The organism is Mesorhizobium calcicola, from assembly GCF_042682105.1.
Lineage (GTDB): Bacteria > Pseudomonadota > Alphaproteobacteria > Rhizobiales > Rhizobiaceae > Mesorhizobium > Mesorhizobium calcicola.
Genome location: NZ_JBHUGY010000076.1, coordinates 150,766 through 167,986, shown reverse-complemented (window position 1 = coordinate 167,986; position 17,221 = coordinate 150,766). Strand labels below are relative to the sequence as shown.

Here is a 17,221-nt window from a genome sequence, read left to right as displayed (position 1 = left end):
CGCTGTAAGCCGAAATTCGTACTCGGTGACTTACGGCGCCGGCGGCTCGACGCGCGAGCGCACCGCACCGCACGGTAAACGCGCATCCCGACTGAAAACCGGTATTCCGGCCGCGGCGCATCTCACCTGCGTCGGTGCACGCGCGAAGAGGTCGACGCGGTCATCCACGGATTACAGTCGACGATCGGCATCAAACCGATTCGTGGCGCTGCGCAGGCGACCGAGCTCCCGTGGCGGCGAACCCTATCGCCCGCAGCCCGCGGCTACGAGAAGGTGCGGACTTTTTGGTCCGCCGGACTGAGGAACGAGCGCGATTTCGATATCTCGCGTCGCGGCTTACACGAAAAAGCATCCGCAAAGCCCCGATTTCGCCACGACAGCCGAGGATGTTAAACGCATGGTCGACAATGGTGCGACGCGCGCCATCACCCAGTCTCGTCTCGCCACCGACTCTAACGAGCGCTATGGCGAGCGCGTCCGCCGCGCGGCATCTAACATCCCATCGTGCCAGGCATCCAGCCGGTCACAGTTTCAAGCGAGGTCAGCCATCTGTTTACGCGAGGGCGGCGCGCATGTGCCCGGCTGGCGGCGGCGCCGGGTTCGAGGCCTTGACCGGACCCGCGACGCATGCGCGGTGGCGTCGGCGGTGGGCGGCCGACAGGTACATGGATCTGACGAGCGCGTGGGTCGGCGATTTCCATTCTACACGATGAACTCCGAGCGATTTGGAGTCTTTGCCATCTGCCTGATCGAGCATATCGCTCGCATGAACGGCGGAGCTGACGGACGCAGCCGCGGCGTGGAATATGACAGCTCGTGGGGTGAGCGTGGTGGTTGTTGGTGGAGAGCAGGATGCTGGAAGCGCCGAAGGTTGGTCTGCTCGACAACAAAAGGCGCACAGCGTAAACACTGCGTTACAGAAAGTACACGATACAGTAGACTATCAGGGTGCTGGTCTCTACGCCCCGTACGTGAGACGGTCCACGGGAACGAAAGCCCCATAATGAGGGCTCGATCGAGGCTGAACGCAGAGCACAGATCATCAAGGCGTGGAAGCCCACCCGCACAGCCTCGAGCGCATGACAGCTCCTCTTAAAGACGCTATCGCTGAGAAGTCTAGGTTCATTGTGCCAGCAGGCAAGCGCGAAATGATGCTGCATTGCGACGTGAGATGCTAGATTTGCGACTTCGCATTTATGCCGTTAGGCATTGAAACTCTTCGTAAAAAACCCGACTTCAGACTGCTGAAACACAGATTGTAGCGACGCCGTGCGATGTGCGTTGCGCGTGTCATAGTTCAGCGCTACCGCTGTCGTGTCCTAACGCCTCGAACAGACGCCGTCGATGGTGACGAGAGCCAAACCAAAACAAAGAGAACAATGCGAGTCAGCGCACGACCGCCGATTTCGAACAGTTACGAAGCCGTTCGCCGAGACAGGAGCGAGCAGCATGCGCTGGCTCGGCACGATGAGTGTGACCAGCGAGCGTATCGGTGCGCGCGCCGAGGCGACGAGGTTGAAAGATAGAGATATAGCGAAAAGGCGGTGGACAGTAGCGCCAGCGCCAGCCACCGCCGCCCAGACCGCAGGCGAGGCGAGAACAGTGCCGTCGCCCATAGTGACGAGCACGCTCGGATCATGATGAACTGGTCGAGGCGCGTCATTGTCCTGGTGGCGATGACTCGGCGAGGCACGCCACTGAAGCGGCGGCGCACATACCGCGCGACGCCAGAGGACAGCGAAGCGGCGCGATCAGACGCGAATTTGACCACCAGACAGGGAAGCCGCCGAGGCGGCAGCGAGGACCACGCGCCGATGCATTCCACCGCGCGTGCAGGGGCTGCCGAGCCAATGCGCGCGAGCTTGTTCCAGGAGAGTTTTCGTCTGCATGTCAGCGCGTTGGCGAGGATCCAGCGTCCAGAACGGCGTGGTCGCGTTGAGCACTCGAGGACAGCGCGGCACCAAGCTGGGTCTGAGCCGGCGAAGAGCATCAGCGAGAAGGGACGGACGTTGTTGGTGACCGCCAGCCGGAAGACAGGCCGCGTCGGAGAGAGTGGGGCGCGAGGCGGAAGGACGTCCACGCGAATGGCGAGATACAGCTGCAGTGCAATCGCGGCGATGGCGACGCGAAACAGACATCACCAGAGTCTGAAACTCCGCCAAACCGAGAGCGGGCAAAGAAGAACGGCCGCACCAAATCGCGCCCGAGTAGCAGGAGCCTCCCACATACCCTTGAGCACCATCGCCCGCGTGGTGCTGATGTTCTCGGCTCATTGCCATCGATTCATCGTCTCTCCCACACGCCCTGAATGCCATCCAGTCCCAAGAAGCCATATCGGGTCCGGCGGCAAGGGCCACCAAAACCTGAATGGTGGCAAACCCTCCTGCCAGAGAGCGAGCAAGCACAGACACCAGAATTGTTTTCATTACCGCTAGATTTGGCCAACGTGCGTAGGCTATGTCCGGGATTCGTCCAATGCCTGCGATTCGAAATTGCCCGGGGGGATGGAGGGGGGGGGGGGGGGGAGGGGGGGGGGGGGGGAAAAGAAGGCGGCGACTGGCGCTTCGTCCGGACGATCACGGTCTATTGCTTCCGCCGCAGGGTGCTGATGGCGGATGCAGACAGTTCATGGGCTGTTCCCCGGAAACGGCTTATGCGTCAAGACAATGGCGACCGATCGTGCTCAAGGCGCTGGTCGGGCCGGCGTCACCGCTTTCCGACGTCGCTTCGCCGGCGAGTTCGACCCCCGTGCGCGCACCGTCTCTCAAAGCCCGATCCCGATATGCTCTACATGCATCCGGTCAAGGCGCAGTCGGACATCAGCTGCGCTGGAGAAATACGCCTCCGCGTCTTTCGCCGACCATGAGGACGAGATTGCAAGCTGACCGGGTGGTGCGCGGCTCGACATCGACTCCGGCGCGATCAGCGTGTTCGTGCGGACCAGACGAAAGGAATCGGCCGCTATGAACTGTCGCAGAATTTCGGCGCCGGGCCAGCCTAATGCCGTCGAACTGGCGGAGCGGTTGACCGCACGTACAAGTTGGGCCGTGTTTCACGTCGCGCCAATCGGGATCTCCGACACCTATGAGTGAAAAAAGGTGCGCTGTCTTCTCGCCGAACTGGGTGCGACAACCGGCTGACCTTCGACATTGCCGCTCGACTTCGTCCCGGCGGCTTTCCGAGCCGAGTATGGGCATGATCCCAACCGCAAGCTGATCTAGATGTCCGTCGCTCGTCCAGATCATGTCGCGGCTTTCCGCTACCTGGACGGAATACCAGTTCACAGACTGCCGTCTGGTGGCGGACCGGCCGTGGTGATCGATGGCGCTTGCTGTCGCTGATCGTGCGCGTGCTGCTTGACAAAGGAAAACGGCTCGACATCAATGATGGCATCGGGCATCTCTGTCGGAATTTCTAGGACCCGGCAAGATCACCTGCCGGCCGTTTTCATCCCCGAACTCACGGCTATCGCGCTCGCGCACTGGCGAGCAAAAGACATCGCCGTTCAAGGTCTGCGGCGCGATCCTGCCGATTGTCCGTCGACATCCTGTTCGCGGCCGTATTCTGGCTGCCGAAAACCGTCGACTACCGGGGCGACTTTGGCTCGAACTCGGCCATATCGGCGCTATTCCGCTGTCGCTCACAAAAAAAAAAAATAAAAAAAAAAAAATACCCGCTTCAACGGCTTTTGTAATCCCGACACCTTCGTCGAGGTGACACACCATTCGACGAAGGCGTGCGCCCAGGGTTTCGAGTTTTGAGACGATGTCGCCCCACCGGCGAATTAGCCGTTTGGTCTACGCAACTCCCCAGGGAAAGCGCTAGCTGGCTTTGCCCTGACACCGCTTCACACGTTTCCTGGAATTGCTCTAAGCAACTCCGCCGCCGCCTGTGTTTCTCACCGGTAATCCAGCGCGTCCTCGTCGCTGCCAGGAAACCGCGACATCGCAACGTCGCGAGGCCACCGGATGCGCCGAACTTCGACATTCCGGCCGCTACGGCCCGATCACGGCCCACCCCCCCCCCCCCCCCCCCCTCCGGGAACAATCGGTGTCCGTGAGCCCGGCGACAGCGCATTTTGACCGTTACACGGCGCGGCCCGAGTTCACGCGACAGGACCGCGCACGAACTGTTTACACCGACGGAGCCTTTGCTGCCGGGGAGGGGAGGAAAAGATCTACGATGTCTGATTGAAGAAAATCTTGGTGCCGCCAAGGCTAGGACCTAGCGATGATGCGGCCGCCATCGCGCACGCGGCTCGGCTGCTATCCTGAAGCGTAAGAATGTGCCCCGGAGTTGTGCCAAGACGAGGTCGAAATCGCTTGCCCGGCTTCGTCAGTGGCTGATACGGCGACGCACCGACATTTGGAGCGACGATATCCAGGATGCCGAGCTGCTCTCGGTCTCGTTACGAACAGGCGGGGCCGGACGTCGAAACAACGGGATATGTCGGCTGGATGGCGACCGCTGTCCGCCCTTGCTGGCGATGGCAGGCCACCGCCTCGTCAGCGGCTTTTCTGTTCCGACATAGTTGATGACGACGGCCGCACGCTTGCAGCAAGCCCCTCTGAGATGGCGCGGCCATGCCGCGCGAATGGCCAGGGACGAGTGCGGTTTTGCCTTGCAACGATTGATACAGGATCAATTCCTTCAACTATTTTTGGGCTCTGTCGTTTGGGTATGACGCGGCCTGCGGGAAAATACGATAATGCAATTGATCAGTATAGTCTATTATTTGCCTGCCTTGTTAATCTAGGAATACACAATGCTCGATCCGAATTCACTGGAGCTCAAGGCATTTTCGGCGATCGGTGGGCGGGGGAAGTTTCGTTCGTGCGGACCCGCTGCTGCGGGTGTCGCCGCCACACTCCTCCAGTCGATTCGGCACTGTGAGGGCAGCGGGTCGGCGTCAGATTGCACCATCGCACGACGCGCAGTGTTTCACGCGACCGCTGCCGGCGATAGCCGTTTGCCCTCCTTGCCCGTTGCGTTTTGGGTGAAAGGACGGCGTGCTGTGGCCGACGTTTCATGCCTGGTGTGCAGTGAAGCACCTGACACGCCGGGAGGCGCTGCGCATCACGTGGCCGCCCAAAATCGCCGCGGTACGGTCATGGCACTCGTGCGAACGTCCAGTGAATTCCGCGAGTACATAATAGCGCGTATATCAGCGATGGAAGTCCATTAGTACACATTCTGCCAACAGTTGTCAATGTGTGGGCGTGTTCGTCTGAGTGGCTCGGGGACGCTAAAAGGAAAGGGTGTCAAATAGAGAGAAAGACGACAGGTGCGACGAGTGAAACACACACATAGTTAGGAAAGGGGACCTCATAGCATCACACAGTGTAGTGTGTTAGAGACATCACAAAAAAACGTAGAGAGTGAGTGAGAGGTAGGGGGGGGATAGAAATGACACGTGTGATCTGCGGATGGCGAGGGATGGCCCGGTTCTCGAAATAGGTGGGGGCGGCTACAGCGGCCATTTGCAGGTCTCCGCTCAGTTTGACCGCCACCATGTCCTTTTCCAGCCGATCGCCGAGCCGGATTCCAGCATCGAACCGCCCTTCGACAATGTTGGTCAGCATGTCGTCGACGATGACCGTCAGCGCGATATCGGGATATGCGCGCTGGAAGTCACCGAGGATCGGCGCGATGAACCGCACCGCGGCGACGCGCGGCACGTTGATGCGCAGCGAGCCTCCCGGCCGGTCACGCACAGCATGAACGTCGGCCACCGCGCCGTCCAGTTCACCAAACGCAACGGCAAGGCGGGCAAACAGCTTATCGCCGGCAGCGGTCGGTGAAACACTGCGCGTCGTGCGATTGAGCAATCTGACGCCGACCCGCTCCTCCAGCTGCCGAATCGACTGGCTGAGTGCTGGCGGCGACACCCGCAGCCTGGCGGCCGCACGAACGAAACTCCCCTCTTCCACGATCGCCGAAAATGCCTTGAGCTCAGTGAATTCGGATCCGCGCATTGTGTATTCCTAGATTAACAAGTCAGTCAAATAATAGACTATTACATGATCAATTGCATATCGCTATTTTCCCGGCAGGCCGCGTCATACCAAACCGACATGGCCCAGAAATAGTTGAAGGGAATTGATCATGTATCGATCGTTGCAAGGCAAAACCGCACTCGTCACCGGCAGTTCGCGCGGCATTGGCCGCGCCATCTCAGAGGGGCTTGCTGCAAGCGGTGCGGCCGTCGTCATCAACTATGTCGGCAACAAGAAAGCCGCTGACGAGGCGGTGGCTGCCATCGCCAGCAAGGGCGGAAAGGCGGTCGCCATCCAGGCCGACATATCCAGTGTTTCCGATGTCCGCCGCCTGTTCGACGAGACCGAGAGCCAGCTCGGCATCCTTGATATCGTCGTCGCCAATGTCGGCGTCGCCGTCATCAAGCCACTGATCGAAGCCAGGGAAGCCGATTTCGACCTCGTCTTCGGCACCAACGCCAGGGGCACATTCTTTACGCTTCAGGAAGCAGCGCGCCGCGTGCGCGATGGCGGCCGCATCATCGCCGTCTCGACTGGCGGCACCAAGATGTTCTTCACTCAGACAGCGCTCTATCTCGGCAGCAAGGGCGCCGTCGAACAGTTCGTGCGCGTCCTGTCGCGTGAACTCGGGCCGCGCCGTGTAACGGTAAATGCGCTGTCGCCGGGCTTCACGGACACCGATCTGCTCCCGGAGCGTGATCGGGCCGTAGCGGCCGGCATGTCGCCGTTCGGCCGCATCGGTGCGCCTCGCGACGTTGCCGATGTCGCGGTCTTCCTGGCCAGCGACGAGGCGCGCTGGCTGACCGGTGAGAACATCCAGGCCGGCGGCGGAGTTGCTTAGAGCAATTCCAGGAAAAGTGTGAAGCGGTTTCCCGGGAAAAGCGCATAGCGCTTTCCCTGGGGAGTTGCGTAGAACAAACGGCTAATTCGCCATCGTCTCCAAACTCGCAAACCCTTGCGGCGCATCGCCTTCGTCGAATGGTGTCGTCACCTCGACGAAGGTGTCGGGATAAAAGCCGTTGAAGCGGGTCCGGAGCGACAGCGAATAGGCGCCGATATGGCCGATCTCGATCCAGTCGCCGGTGTCGACGGTTTCCGGCAGCCAGAACGGCCGCGACAGGATGTCGACGGAATCGCAGGTCGCGCCGCAGACCTTGAACGGCACGATGTTCTTTTCCTCGCCATTGCGCGAGCGGATCGCCGGATCGGGGATGAAACGGGCCGGCAGCGTGATCTTGCCGGTCCATGAATCCGACAGCGATGCCCAGATGCCATCATTGATGTAGAGCCGTTTGCCCTTTCGCAGCAGCACGCGCACGATCAGCGACAGGCAGCGCGCCACGATCACCCGGCCCGGCTCCGCCACCAGCGGCATCTGGTCGAACTGGTATTCCTTCAGGTCGCCGGAAAGCCGCGACATGATCTGGCCGAGCGACGGCATCTCGATCAGCTTGCGGTTGGGATCATGCCCATACTCGGCCGGAAAGCCGCCGCCGACGTCGAGCCCGGCAATGTCGAAGGTCAGCCGGTTGCGCACCCAGTCGGCGGAAGCCAGCGCCCGCTCATAGGTGTCGGGATCCTCGATCTGGCTGCCGACGTGGAAACACAGCCCAACCTTGTAGCCGGTGCGGTTCAACCGCTCCGCCAGTTCGACGGCATAGGCTGGCCCGGCGCCGAACTTCTTCGACAGTTCATAGGCGGCCGATCCTTTCGTCTGGATCCGCACGAACACGCTGATCGCGCCCGGATCGATGTCGAGCGCCCGCACCACCCTGGTCAGCTTGGCAATCTCGTCCTCATGGTCGAGCGAAATGACGCGGATGGCGTATTTCTCCAGCGCCAGCTTGATGTCCGACTGCGCCTTGACCGGATGCATGTAGAGCATCTCGGCATCGGGTGAGACGGCGCGCACGGCGGCGAACTCGCCGGGCGAAGCGACGTCGAAAGCGGTGACGCCGGCCTCGACCAGCGCCTTGAGCACGATCGGCTCGCCATTGGTCTTGACCGCATAAGCCGTCTTGCCGGGGAACATGCCCATGAACTGTCTCGCATCCGCCATCAGCACCTGCGGGCGGAAGCAATAGACCGGATCGTCCGGACGAAGCGCCAGTGCCGCCTCGCGGGCATTCTCGAATCGCTGCATGGACGAATCCCTGACCTAGCCTACGCACAGTTAGTCCAAGCTAGCGGCTAATGAAAACAATTCTGTGTCTGGCGGCGCCAGGTCTCTGGCAGGAGGGTTTGCCATCAGTCAGGTTTTGGGTGGCCCTTGCCGCCGGACCCGATATGGCTTCTGGCTGACTGGCTGGCATTCAGGCAGTCTGGAGAGGACGATTGACATGGCAATAGCCGAGACATCAGCACCACGCGGGCCGATGGTGCTCAAGGACTGGGGGCAGCTCCTGCTGCTCGGCGCGATCTGGGGCGGCTCGTTCTTCTTTGCCCGCATCGCGGTGGCGGAGTTTCACCCGCTGGTGCTGGTGCTGTTCCGCGTCGCCATCGCCGCGATTGCACTGCAGCTGTATCTCGCCATTCGCGGACCGTCCTTCCGCCTCGCGCTCTCCCACGCCGGCCTGTTCTTCCTGCTGGCGGTCACCAACAACGTCGTCCCCTTCTCGCTGATCTTCGCCGGCCAGACCCAGCTTGGTGCCGGTGTCGCCTCGGTGCTCAACGCGACGACGCCGTTCTGGACGCTGATCCTCGCCAACGCGCTGACATCAGACGAAAAACTCTCCTGGAACAAGCTCGCCGGCATTGGGCTCGGCATCGCCGGCACGGCGGTGATGATCGGCCCGGGCCTCGCTGCCGGCCTCGGCGGCCCTGTCTGGGCCAAATTCGCGCTGATCGGCGCTTCGCTGTCCTATGGCGTCGCGCTGATGGTCGCCCGCCGCTTCAAGGGCGTGCCCTCGCCGGTCATCGCCACCGGACAATTGACCGCCTCGACCATCATCATGATCCCGATCGTGCTCTTCACCTATGGTCCGACGGGCCTGTTCTCCGCCTCGCCGCCGGTCTGGGCGGCGGTGCTGGCGCTGGCGCTACTGTCCACCGCCTTCGCCTATATCCTCTATTTCAACCTCGTCGCCTCGGCCGGCGCCACCAACGCCTCGCTGGTCACACTCATCGTGCCGGCCAGCGCCATGCTGCTCGGCTCCCTGTTCCTCGGCGAACGGCTCGAACTGTTCGAAATCGGCGGCGTGGCGCTGATCGCACTTGGCCTCGTCACCATCGACGGGCGGCTGTTCGGAAGGCGTTAGGACCGACACGGTAGCGCTGCTATGACACGGCAACGTCACACCGCCGCCACAATTTATTCACAGGTCTGAAGCGGGTTTTTACCGAAGAGTTTCAATGCCTAACGGCAAAAGCGAGGTCGCAAATCTAGCAATCACGTCGCAATGCAGCACATTTTCCGCTTGCCTGTGGCACAAATGAACCTAGACTCTCAGGCATAGCTCTTTAAGAGGAGGCTATGTCATGGGACTTACGAGGCCAATCAACGCATTGATGATCTGTGCTGCGTTCGCCTTCATCGGAGCCCTCATTATGGGCTTTCTTCCCTGACCCGCCAAGACGGGGAAGACCAGCACCCGATAGTCTAACGGATTCGAAAGGCCGGGTTTTTACCCGGCCTTTTGTTGTCGAGCCCTATTCACGCCGCGGCTGATCCCGCAGCCTCCGCTTCATGCGAGCGTATGCCGATCATGTGGCAGATGGCAAAGACCAAATCGGCTCGGTTCATCGTGTAGAAATGGAAATCGCCGACCCCGCGCTCGACCAGATCCATGACCTGTTCGGCCGCCACCGCCGACGCCACCAGCGCATGCGTCTGCGGGTCCCGGTCAAGGCCCTCGAACCGCTCCGCCAGCCAGCCGGGCACATGCGCGCCCGCCCTCGCGGAAAAGTTCGCGACCTGCTTGAAACTGTGAACCGGCTGGATGCCTGGCACGATGGGGATGTAGATGCCGGCGCGGCGGACGCGCTCGACATAGCGCTCGTAGAGATCGTTGTCGAAGAAGAACTGGGTGATGGCGCGCGTCGCACCATTGTCGACCTTGCGTTTTAACATCTCGATGTCGGTGGCGAAATCGGGGCTTTGCGGATGCTTTTCCGGGTAAGCCGCGACCGAGATATCGAAATCCGCGATCGTCTTAAGTCCGGCGACCAGTTCCGCACCATTCTCGTAGCCGCCGGGATGCGGGCGATAGGGTTCGCCGACACCGGAGGCCGGGTCGCCGCGCAGCGCCACGAATCGGTTGATGCCGATCGACTTGTAATCCTGGATGACCGCGTCGACCTCTTCGCGCGTTGCACCGACGCAGGTGAGATGCGCCGCGGCCGGAATACCGGTTTCCGTCAGGATGCGCTTTACGGTGCGGGCGGTGCGCTCGCGCGTCGAGCCGCCGGCGCCATAAGTCACCGAGACGAATTTCGGCTTCAGCGGCTCCAGCCTGGTGACCGTCTCCCACAGCTTCGCCTCCATCTCGTCCGTCTTCGGCGGGAAGAATTCGAAGGAAACCCTGACCTTGTCACCGATGTCGGGGCGGCGGGAAAAGCGGAACTGGTTCATCAGGCAACTTCCCTTATCTGCCTTGTGTCGTTGGAAGGATCGGCGATCAGCAGGCGCCGGTCGCGGCCGAGCCAGAGCTTTACGGTGAGCCTCGCCTCGTTGCCGCCGCGTGGCTCGAACTCCTGGCTGTCCTCGAGGTCGAGGCCGGCTTCAGCGAACCAGTCGGCGATCTGCCGGTCGGAAAAGCCGAGCCGCATATGCGCGTGCTCGTCGCGCAGGAACTCTAGCGCATGCGGCGCGAAGTCGACGATGACCAGCCGTCCGGCCGGGCGCAAAAGCCGCGCCGCCTCGTGGATGGCGCGGGCAGGATCGTCGAGATAATGCAGCACCTGGTGGATGGTGACGAGATCGAAGGCATCGCGCTCGACCGGCGGTGCGAAGATATCGCCCTGCCGCACCTGCGCATTCGAAACGCCGGCCTTGTCGAGATTGGCGCGCGCCACGGTCAGCATCTCGCGCGACATGTCGATGCCGACACCGCGCCGGTAGAGCGGAGAGAATATCTCGAGCAGCCGCCCGGTGCCGGTGCCCAGATCGAGCATCGACTGGAATGGCCGCTTGCCGACCAGTTTCAGCATCGCAGCCTCGACGGCGCGGTCCGGCACATGCAGCGAACGGATATGATCCCAGCTTGCCGCATTCACGGAAAAATACTCGGCCGCCCGATCTTGCCGCTTGCGCTTGACTGAAGCCAAGCGCTCAAGATCGCGCTCTAACTGCGGATCGGCGTCGCGAATGCCGGAAACCAGCCCCATGACGAAGTCGCGCGCGGAATCCGCATCCGACAGCCGGAAGAAGGCCCACGACCCTTCCTGGTAGCGGCCGATCAGCCCGGCCTCCAGAAGCAGCTTCAGGTGCCGCGAAACGCGCGGCTGCGACTGGCCGAGAATTTCGGTAAGATCGGAAACGGTGAGGTCGCCGCGCGACAACAGTGCCAATATGCGCAGCCGGCTGGATTCGGCCGCCGCCTTCAATGTGTCCACCATGGTGTCGAGCGAGACATGCATCAGCGTATTCTCTTTGAAAAAGATATAAACATATGTTTATGTCGATTTTCGGAACGTTGCAAGCGCTATGTCGCTTCCGGACAAGAAAATGCCGCTTGCGTGGCGTTCGGAGAAGCCAGGCCAAATGATCGGACCGCGTGAGATGTTCGAAGTGCGCGAAGGCGAGCAGAGGCTGGACCATGATCCGGCAACGATGCCGCCGGATGGTGGGGTCGTCTTCATCGGCCGCATCACCTCGCCATGGACGACGCGGGAGACCTGCCCGAAGAACATGCGCGCCGCGCGCGAGGCCGGCCAGCCGGCGGTGCTGACCGTCGACGTGCCCTATCGCAGCGGCCTGCAGGGCCTGGAGCGCGCCAGCCACATCATCATCCTGTCGTGGCTGCACCATGCGCCGCGGACTCTGATTGTGCAGAAACCGCGCCATGCGGCTGAAGCGAAAGGCGTATTCGGCCTGCGCTCCCCTGCCCGGCCGAACCCGGTAGGCTTGCATGTGGCCAGGCTCGTCGGGCTCGACATCGGCACGGGGCGCCTCGATCTCGACGCCATCGATGTGCTCGACGGCACGCCGGTCATCGACATCAAGCCCTATTTCGCCTCGACCGATGCCTTCGCCGAGGCGATCATCGAAGGACGTGACGAGCCCAATGGGGTTCGGCGATGAGAGCGCCGACTGGACGCCGTCGCGCCATCGCCAAGGCGCTGACGACACTTCTGCCGCTGGCACCCTATGCCGACATGGAGAGGATCCGCGCTGATGCCGGCTCGGTTCACATGAAGACCCTGCCGCCGACGATTGCCGTGTGGCTGGCGACCATTGCCCACATCCGCCACGTACACACCGACTACGAAAAACTGCTTGCCGAAGGCTATGACCGCGACTCGGCGCGTTTCTTCGTCATCGAACAGACCAACATCATGCTCACTCGCTGGCGCGCGACACGCCTGCTCGACGCCGACGACGAGGAAGAATGAGGCGATCAGCCGGTTTATTGCCGTGTCAGCACGGCGACCGCATTGTAGGGCTGGCCATCGGCCTTGCCGACCCACGTCCAGGACAGATTTCCCTTGAAAAACCTGACGGTGATGTCACCGCCGTCGATGCACTTGTCCTGACCAGAGGTGATGCTCTCGTGGAATTCCGCCGACGTCTCATCCCTCGACGTCTGCGACAGCGATCCGCCGCAGCCAAGTGACGCATAATCGATCGACGCGCCGTCATCCCTGATCGTCATGGCGATCGACCAGTCGGCGCCGGCGTCACCCGCCGGACTCTGGTGACCGCTGCCGACCCAGGTGCCGGTCAGCGTCTGCGCCGGCACGTTCACCGCGCAAGGGACATTCTGGAAGATCGGTGTCAACTCACTGCCGGTCTTCTCGCAGCGATAGGTCTGGCCGCCCTGGCACAATTCCTCGCCTTCGCGCGCGCACTGAGCGAAGGCAGCGCTCGCACTGACTACAATGAAACCTGGAACAATGACGGCCCAAAGCCCTGTCCGCTTGCCCATGTACCCCTCCCAGCGTTTGTCCGCATCATAAGGCAATCCTAATGCAACAGCCACACGATCACGGAGGACGAATGACGCAGCGCCCTTGGCTCTATGCTCCCTGCCGCGGCCCGATACCCTACCACGGTGCCATTTCATTCCCACCGCTATGTCGATCCGCAAGCAGCGGGTTCCTCGGCTACATCGAGGGAAATTCCATTGCCGAAATTGAGGGACCAATGACATCGACATTCATCCGACTGACCGCAGCGCCGCTCAAGACGCAGGACATTGCCGCCATTGCCCGCCGCCATGCATTGGTCGAGGTCTCGCCCGAGGTGGACGCGCTGATCCGAGCCAGCCGCGCGGTGATAGAACGCCACGCGGCAGAGAACCGTCCCGTCTACGGGCTGACCACGGCACTCGGCGCCGCCGTGGATACGCCACTCAGCGAGGCGGATCTGGTTGCCTATCAACGCCGGGTTTCGTTTGGTCATTCCGTCGGCTTTGGGCCGGCTTTGCCGCAGGAGGCCGTACGCGCGATGATGGCGGTGCGGATCGGCGGCATGGCAGCCGGCGGTACCGGCATTTCCCCTTGCGCCGCGGAGATCCGCGGGGTGGCGGACAAATTGGGCTGCGGCGCCGACGAGGCCTACAGGGCGGTGCGCGATCGGGTCGCTCCTCTCGAGGAGGACCGGGAACTGGGCAGCGATGTCGCCGGCATCGCGGCGATGATAGGCCGCGGCGATGGCGCCGGCGAAACGACCTGACGGAGGCGAGATGAGCAGCACCAACGATCTGCAAACAGAAACTCTGCCATCCGTTTCGGCCCGCCACGTCGACCCGCATTCCTATCCCGACGGCGTCGCCTTCCTCGACGGCCAGTACCTGCCGATGTCGCAAGCCAAGATCTCGGTGCTGGACTGGGGTTTTCTGCATTCCGACGCCACTTACGACACCGTGCATGTCTGGAACGGTCGCTTCTTCCGCCTCGACCTGCATCTCGACCGCTTCTTCGCTGGGCTGGAAAAGCTGCGCATGACAATACCCTTCGACCGCGAAGGCGTAAGCGAAATCCTGCACAATTGCGTGGCGCTGTCCGGTCATCGTGCCGCCTATGTCGAAATGCTGTGCACGCGCGGCGCCTCGCCGACCTTCAGCCGCGACCCGAGCCAGGCGGTCAACCGCTTCATGGCGTTCGCCGTGCCGTTCGGTTCGGTCGCCAATGCCGAGCAGTTGCGGCGCGGCCTGCGTGTCGCCATCAGCGACAAGGTGCGCATCCCGCCGGCCTCGATCGACCCAGCGATCAAGAACTACCACTGGCTCGATCTGGTGCGCGGCCTCTACGATGCCTATGACCGCGGCGCCGAAACCGCGCTGATTCTCGATTTCAACGGCAATGTCGCGGAAGGTCCGGGTTTCAACGTCTTCTGCGTCAAGGCTGGCAAACTGTCGACGCCGGCCATTGGCGTGCTGCCCGGCATCACCCGGCGCACCGTCTTCGATCTCTGCGCTGAACAAGGTCTCGCCGCCACCGCCGCCGATGTCAGTGTCGCCGCGCTGCGCGAGGCAGACGAGGTCTTCATCACCTCGACCGCCGGCGGCATCATGCCGGTGACGGAGATCGACGGCGCCCGGATCGCCGACGGCAAGGTTGGACCGGTCACCAGCCGGCTGATGGCACTCTACTGGGAGAAGCACGACGACCCGGCATGGTCGAGCCCGGTGATTTATCCCTGATCGACCCAATTTCTTGTTCTACGGGCGCGTCTTGTTCAAAAAGATTTCCCCCGCCTCTGGAAAAGCCCGGGATCGACCGTATATGCCCGAAAGCGGAGAAGCCTCCGCTTTCATCCGAAATCACGCCCGCAGGGGCAAGGACTCCACATCATGACAAGCAAGGTTTGGTTCATCACCGGATCGTCGAAGGGCTTTGGCCGCGTCTGGGCCGAGGCCGCACTCGCCCGTGGCGACAGCGTTGCGGCGACTGCCCGCGATACCGGCACACTCGCCGATCTCGTCGAGAAGTACGGTGACAAGATTGCCGCCATCAAGCTCGACGTCACCGATAAGAAGGCCGTCGATGCCGCTGTCGCCGAGGCGCACAAGCGCTTTGGCCGACTGGACGTCGTCATCAACAATGCCGGCTATGGCCATTTCGGCGCCATCGAGGAAGTCAGCGAACAGGAAGCCCGCGACCAGATCGAAACCAATGTGTTCGGCGCGCTTTGGGTCACCCAGGCCGCGCTGCCGATCATGCGGGCGCAGCGCTCCGGCCACATCATCCAGATCTCGTCGATCGGCGGCGTCAATGCCTTTGCCTCGCTCGGTCTCTACCATGCCTCGAAATGGGCGCTGGAAGCCTTCAGCCAGTCGCTCGGCATCGAGGTCGCGGAATTCGGCATCCATGTGACGCTGGTCGAGCCCGGCGGCTTCTCCACCGACTGGGCCGGCCCGTCGGCCAAGGTTTCCAAGGCGATCGAGGCCTATGCGCCCGCCCGCGCCAAGATGGCCGAGCGCCGCGCCAATTCGGTCGCCGGCGATCCCGAGGCCACCCGCCCGGCGATGCTGGCCATCGTCGATGCCGCCGAGCCGCCGCTCAGGGTGTTCTTCGGCGATGGCGGCCTGCCGATGATCAAACAGGAATTCGCCAACCGCATCGCCACCTGGGAAAAGTGGGACGACGTTTCCATCATGGCGCAGGGCGCGAAAAAGAACCGCAAGGGTTAAGGCCGCCAGCGCTTTTGGCTGCGCCGCCCTCGCGGCGTAGCCCCTGCCTGTGCGAGGGCGAGCATTTAGCTAGCTCTGATAAATCCACTGCTCGGGCACCCGCACAGATATCTCCTCGCCGGCCTTGATCATTCCCGCCTTCTCGACCCAGGCGACAATGCCTCGCAGCCGCTTAGCCGCTTTCGGGAACAGTAGCGCGCCGGCCTCGACGTCGGCCATCCCTGCATGTTCGGCGATCGAGCGGCCGGCGATGCGGCAAGGCCCGTTCTGTGCATCGACCTTGATGGTCACGCCGTCCTTGAAGAACAGGAGCGTGCCGGCCGGCAGCATCGACAAATGCGGCACACCTTCGATCAAAAGGTTTGCGCCGATCCATTCCGGCTTGATCGCGACCAGGCCCATGCGTTCGGCGACGACAGCCAGTTCATCCGCTGCCGCGATCGACAATTGCCGCTCGTTGCGGATTTCGGTGCCGCGCGGGTACCAGGGCTCGCGCCCGCCCGAGCGGCGCGTCGCGCCGGCATGGAAATCGCCTGATATGCCATCGAAGCCCAGCCGCAACGCATCGACCGGGCGCGTCTCGAAATGATCCGATGGCGCGAGGTAAAGCGCTGCCACCTTGGCGGCAAGCTTGCGCGCCGGCACGATTTCGATCGGCTTTTCCGCTTCCGGGAAGAGATCCAGCATAGCGTGCTTCCTTCAATCAGACGCCTTGGTTTTGCCCTTCGACCGGCAAGGCCGCAAGAGCGGTTTGGGCCAAATTGCGCAACTCTTCTGCCGAGGCTCCGTCTCGCGCCTGGATCGACATGCCGTTCATGACACCCGCCAGATATTTGGCGAAGCCCTCGATTGAGAGACCTTCCGGCAGGTCGCCCACTGCCCGGCCCTTGGCCAGCCGCTCGGCGATCGCCGCTTCACTTGCCTTGCGATAACCCTTGAGTTCATCGGCGATGGCTTGCGCCTGCGGCGAAGCCGCGAGCGCACCGCTGACGAACAGGCAGCCACCCGGCTTGCCGGGCCTGGAGTAAGCCTCCGCCGCTCCGAGCAGCAAGCGCCGCACCGCCTCCCCGGTCGGCACCGGCGCGCCCAGCGCCTGCAGCGCAAAACCGATCTCGGTCTGGTGGTAGCGCGTCAGCGCCCTGCGGAACAAAGTCTCCTTGTCGGTGAAGGCATTGTAGATCTGCGGCGGCGTCAGCCCCATCGCCTCGCGCAGCATGGCCAGCGACGTCGCCTCATAGCCATGCTCCCAGAACAGATGCATCGCGGCATCCAGTGCCCGGTCGGGATCGAATGCGCGCGGCCGGCCACCCCGAGGCTTTTCCAAATTATCCATAGTGATCGATACGAAACCTGTTGACTCGCCTTCTCTCCGTAACGTAACAATTGATACGAAACATGGCAAGCCGGAAGACATATCCGCCGGAACACCAT

14 protein-coding genes and 1 pseudogene are annotated in these 17,221 nt (G+C 62.3%); 8 read left to right on the top strand and 7 right to left on the bottom strand.

The window, feature by feature from the left end:
• The first annotated feature begins 25 nt into the window (after positions 1-25).
• Positions 26-1,096, top strand: a pseudogene (locus ACFSQT_RS37545) (methylenetetrahydrofolate reductase).
• Between the two features lie 4,237 nt (positions 1,097-5,333).
• On the opposite strand, the gene ACFSQT_RS37540 reads toward ACFSQT_RS37545, so the two are convergent.
• Positions 5,334-5,975 carry a LysR family transcriptional regulator gene (locus ACFSQT_RS37540; protein ID WP_379027062.1) on the bottom strand — a complete coding sequence of 214 codons (642 nt, stop codon included), beginning with the start codon at positions 5,973-5,975 and terminating at the stop codon, positions 5,334-5,336.
• A 130-nt stretch (positions 5,976-6,105) separates the two neighbouring features.
• Here ACFSQT_RS37540 and ACFSQT_RS37535 point away from each other — a divergent pair, with 130 nt between their 5' ends.
• Positions 6,106-6,837 carry an SDR family oxidoreductase gene (locus ACFSQT_RS37535; RefSeq protein ID WP_379027061.1) on the top strand — a complete coding sequence of 244 codons (732 nt, stop codon included), beginning with the start codon at positions 6,106-6,108 and terminating at the stop codon, positions 6,835-6,837.
• 81 nt (positions 6,838-6,918) lie between these two features.
• Here the strand turns inward: ACFSQT_RS37535 and ACFSQT_RS37530 are convergent, their stop codons facing one another.
• Positions 6,919-8,139, bottom strand: coding sequence for an alanine racemase (locus tag ACFSQT_RS37530; RefSeq protein WP_379027060.1), 1,221 nt, complete (start codon positions 8,137-8,139; stop codon positions 6,919-6,921).
• A gap of 196 nt (positions 8,140-8,335) precedes the next feature.
• Between ACFSQT_RS37530 and ACFSQT_RS37525 the strand changes: the two genes are divergently transcribed.
• Positions 8,336-9,253, top strand: a complete 918-nt coding sequence (locus ACFSQT_RS37525; RefSeq protein ID WP_379027059.1) for a DMT family transporter — start codon at positions 8,336-8,338, stop codon at positions 9,251-9,253.
• Positions 9,254-9,648: 395 nt separating this feature from the next.
• Here the strand turns inward: ACFSQT_RS37525 and metF are convergent, their stop codons facing one another.
• Positions 9,649-10,566, bottom strand: a complete 918-nt coding sequence (metF, locus tag ACFSQT_RS37520; RefSeq protein ID WP_379027058.1) for a methylenetetrahydrofolate reductase [NAD(P)H] — start codon at positions 10,564-10,566, stop codon at positions 9,649-9,651.
• Positions 10,566-11,573 carry an ArsR/SmtB family transcription factor gene (locus ACFSQT_RS37515; protein WP_379027057.1) on the bottom strand — a complete coding sequence of 336 codons (1,008 nt, stop codon included), beginning with the start codon at positions 11,571-11,573 and terminating at the stop codon, positions 10,566-10,568. Before ACFSQT_RS37515 ends, metF begins: the two co-directional genes overlap by 1 nt.
• Positions 11,574-11,697: 124 nt before the next feature.
• Between ACFSQT_RS37515 and tsaA the strand changes: the two genes are divergently transcribed.
• Entirely contained in the window at positions 11,698-12,237 is a 540-nt protein-coding gene (gene tsaA, locus ACFSQT_RS37510) for a tRNA (N6-threonylcarbamoyladenosine(37)-N6)-methyltransferase TrmO (protein ID WP_379027056.1), read from the top strand.
• Positions 12,234-12,548: a DUF2293 domain-containing protein gene (locus ACFSQT_RS37505; RefSeq protein ID WP_379027055.1), complete on the top strand. Its 315-nt coding sequence runs from the start codon at positions 12,234-12,236 to the stop codon at positions 12,546-12,548. Before tsaA ends, ACFSQT_RS37505 begins: the two co-directional genes overlap by 4 nt.
• A 14-nt stretch (positions 12,549-12,562) precedes the next feature.
• On the opposite strand, the gene ACFSQT_RS37500 is transcribed toward ACFSQT_RS37505, so the two are convergent.
• Positions 12,563-13,081, bottom strand: a complete 519-nt coding sequence (locus tag ACFSQT_RS37500; protein ID WP_379027054.1) for a hypothetical protein — start codon at positions 13,079-13,081, stop codon at positions 12,563-12,565.
• 218 nt (positions 13,082-13,299) lie between these two features.
• Between ACFSQT_RS37500 and ACFSQT_RS37495 the strand changes: the two genes are divergently transcribed.
• The 3 genes from ACFSQT_RS37495 to ACFSQT_RS37485 all read left to right on the top strand — a co-directional run bounded on the left by ACFSQT_RS37495 (position 13,300) and on the right by ACFSQT_RS37485 (position 15,790).
• Entirely contained in the window at positions 13,300-13,830 is a 531-nt protein-coding gene (locus ACFSQT_RS37495; protein ID WP_379027053.1) for an aromatic amino acid lyase, read from the top strand.
• Positions 13,831-13,840: 10 nt separating this feature from the next.
• Positions 13,841-14,800: a D-amino acid aminotransferase gene (locus ACFSQT_RS37490; protein ID WP_379027052.1), complete on the top strand. Its 960-nt coding sequence runs from the start codon at positions 13,841-13,843 to the stop codon at positions 14,798-14,800.
• Positions 14,801-14,950: 150 nt separating this feature from the next.
• Positions 14,951-15,790, top strand: a complete 840-nt coding sequence (locus ACFSQT_RS37485) for an SDR family oxidoreductase (RefSeq protein WP_379027051.1) — start codon at positions 14,951-14,953, stop codon at positions 15,788-15,790.
• A gap of 69 nt (positions 15,791-15,859) precedes the next feature.
• Here the strand turns inward: ACFSQT_RS37485 and ACFSQT_RS37480 are convergent, their stop codons facing one another.
• Together ACFSQT_RS37480 and ACFSQT_RS37475 are read right to left on the bottom strand one after the other, a co-directional pair.
• Positions 15,860-16,477, bottom strand: a complete 618-nt coding sequence (locus ACFSQT_RS37480) for an MOSC domain-containing protein (protein WP_379027050.1) — start codon at positions 16,475-16,477, stop codon at positions 15,860-15,862.
• 16 nt (positions 16,478-16,493) lie between these two features.
• Positions 16,494-17,051: a TetR/AcrR family transcriptional regulator gene (locus ACFSQT_RS37475; protein ID WP_379027049.1), complete on the bottom strand. Its 558-nt coding sequence runs from the start codon at positions 17,049-17,051 to the stop codon at positions 16,494-16,496.
• Between the last annotated feature and the right edge of the window lie 170 nt (positions 17,052-17,221).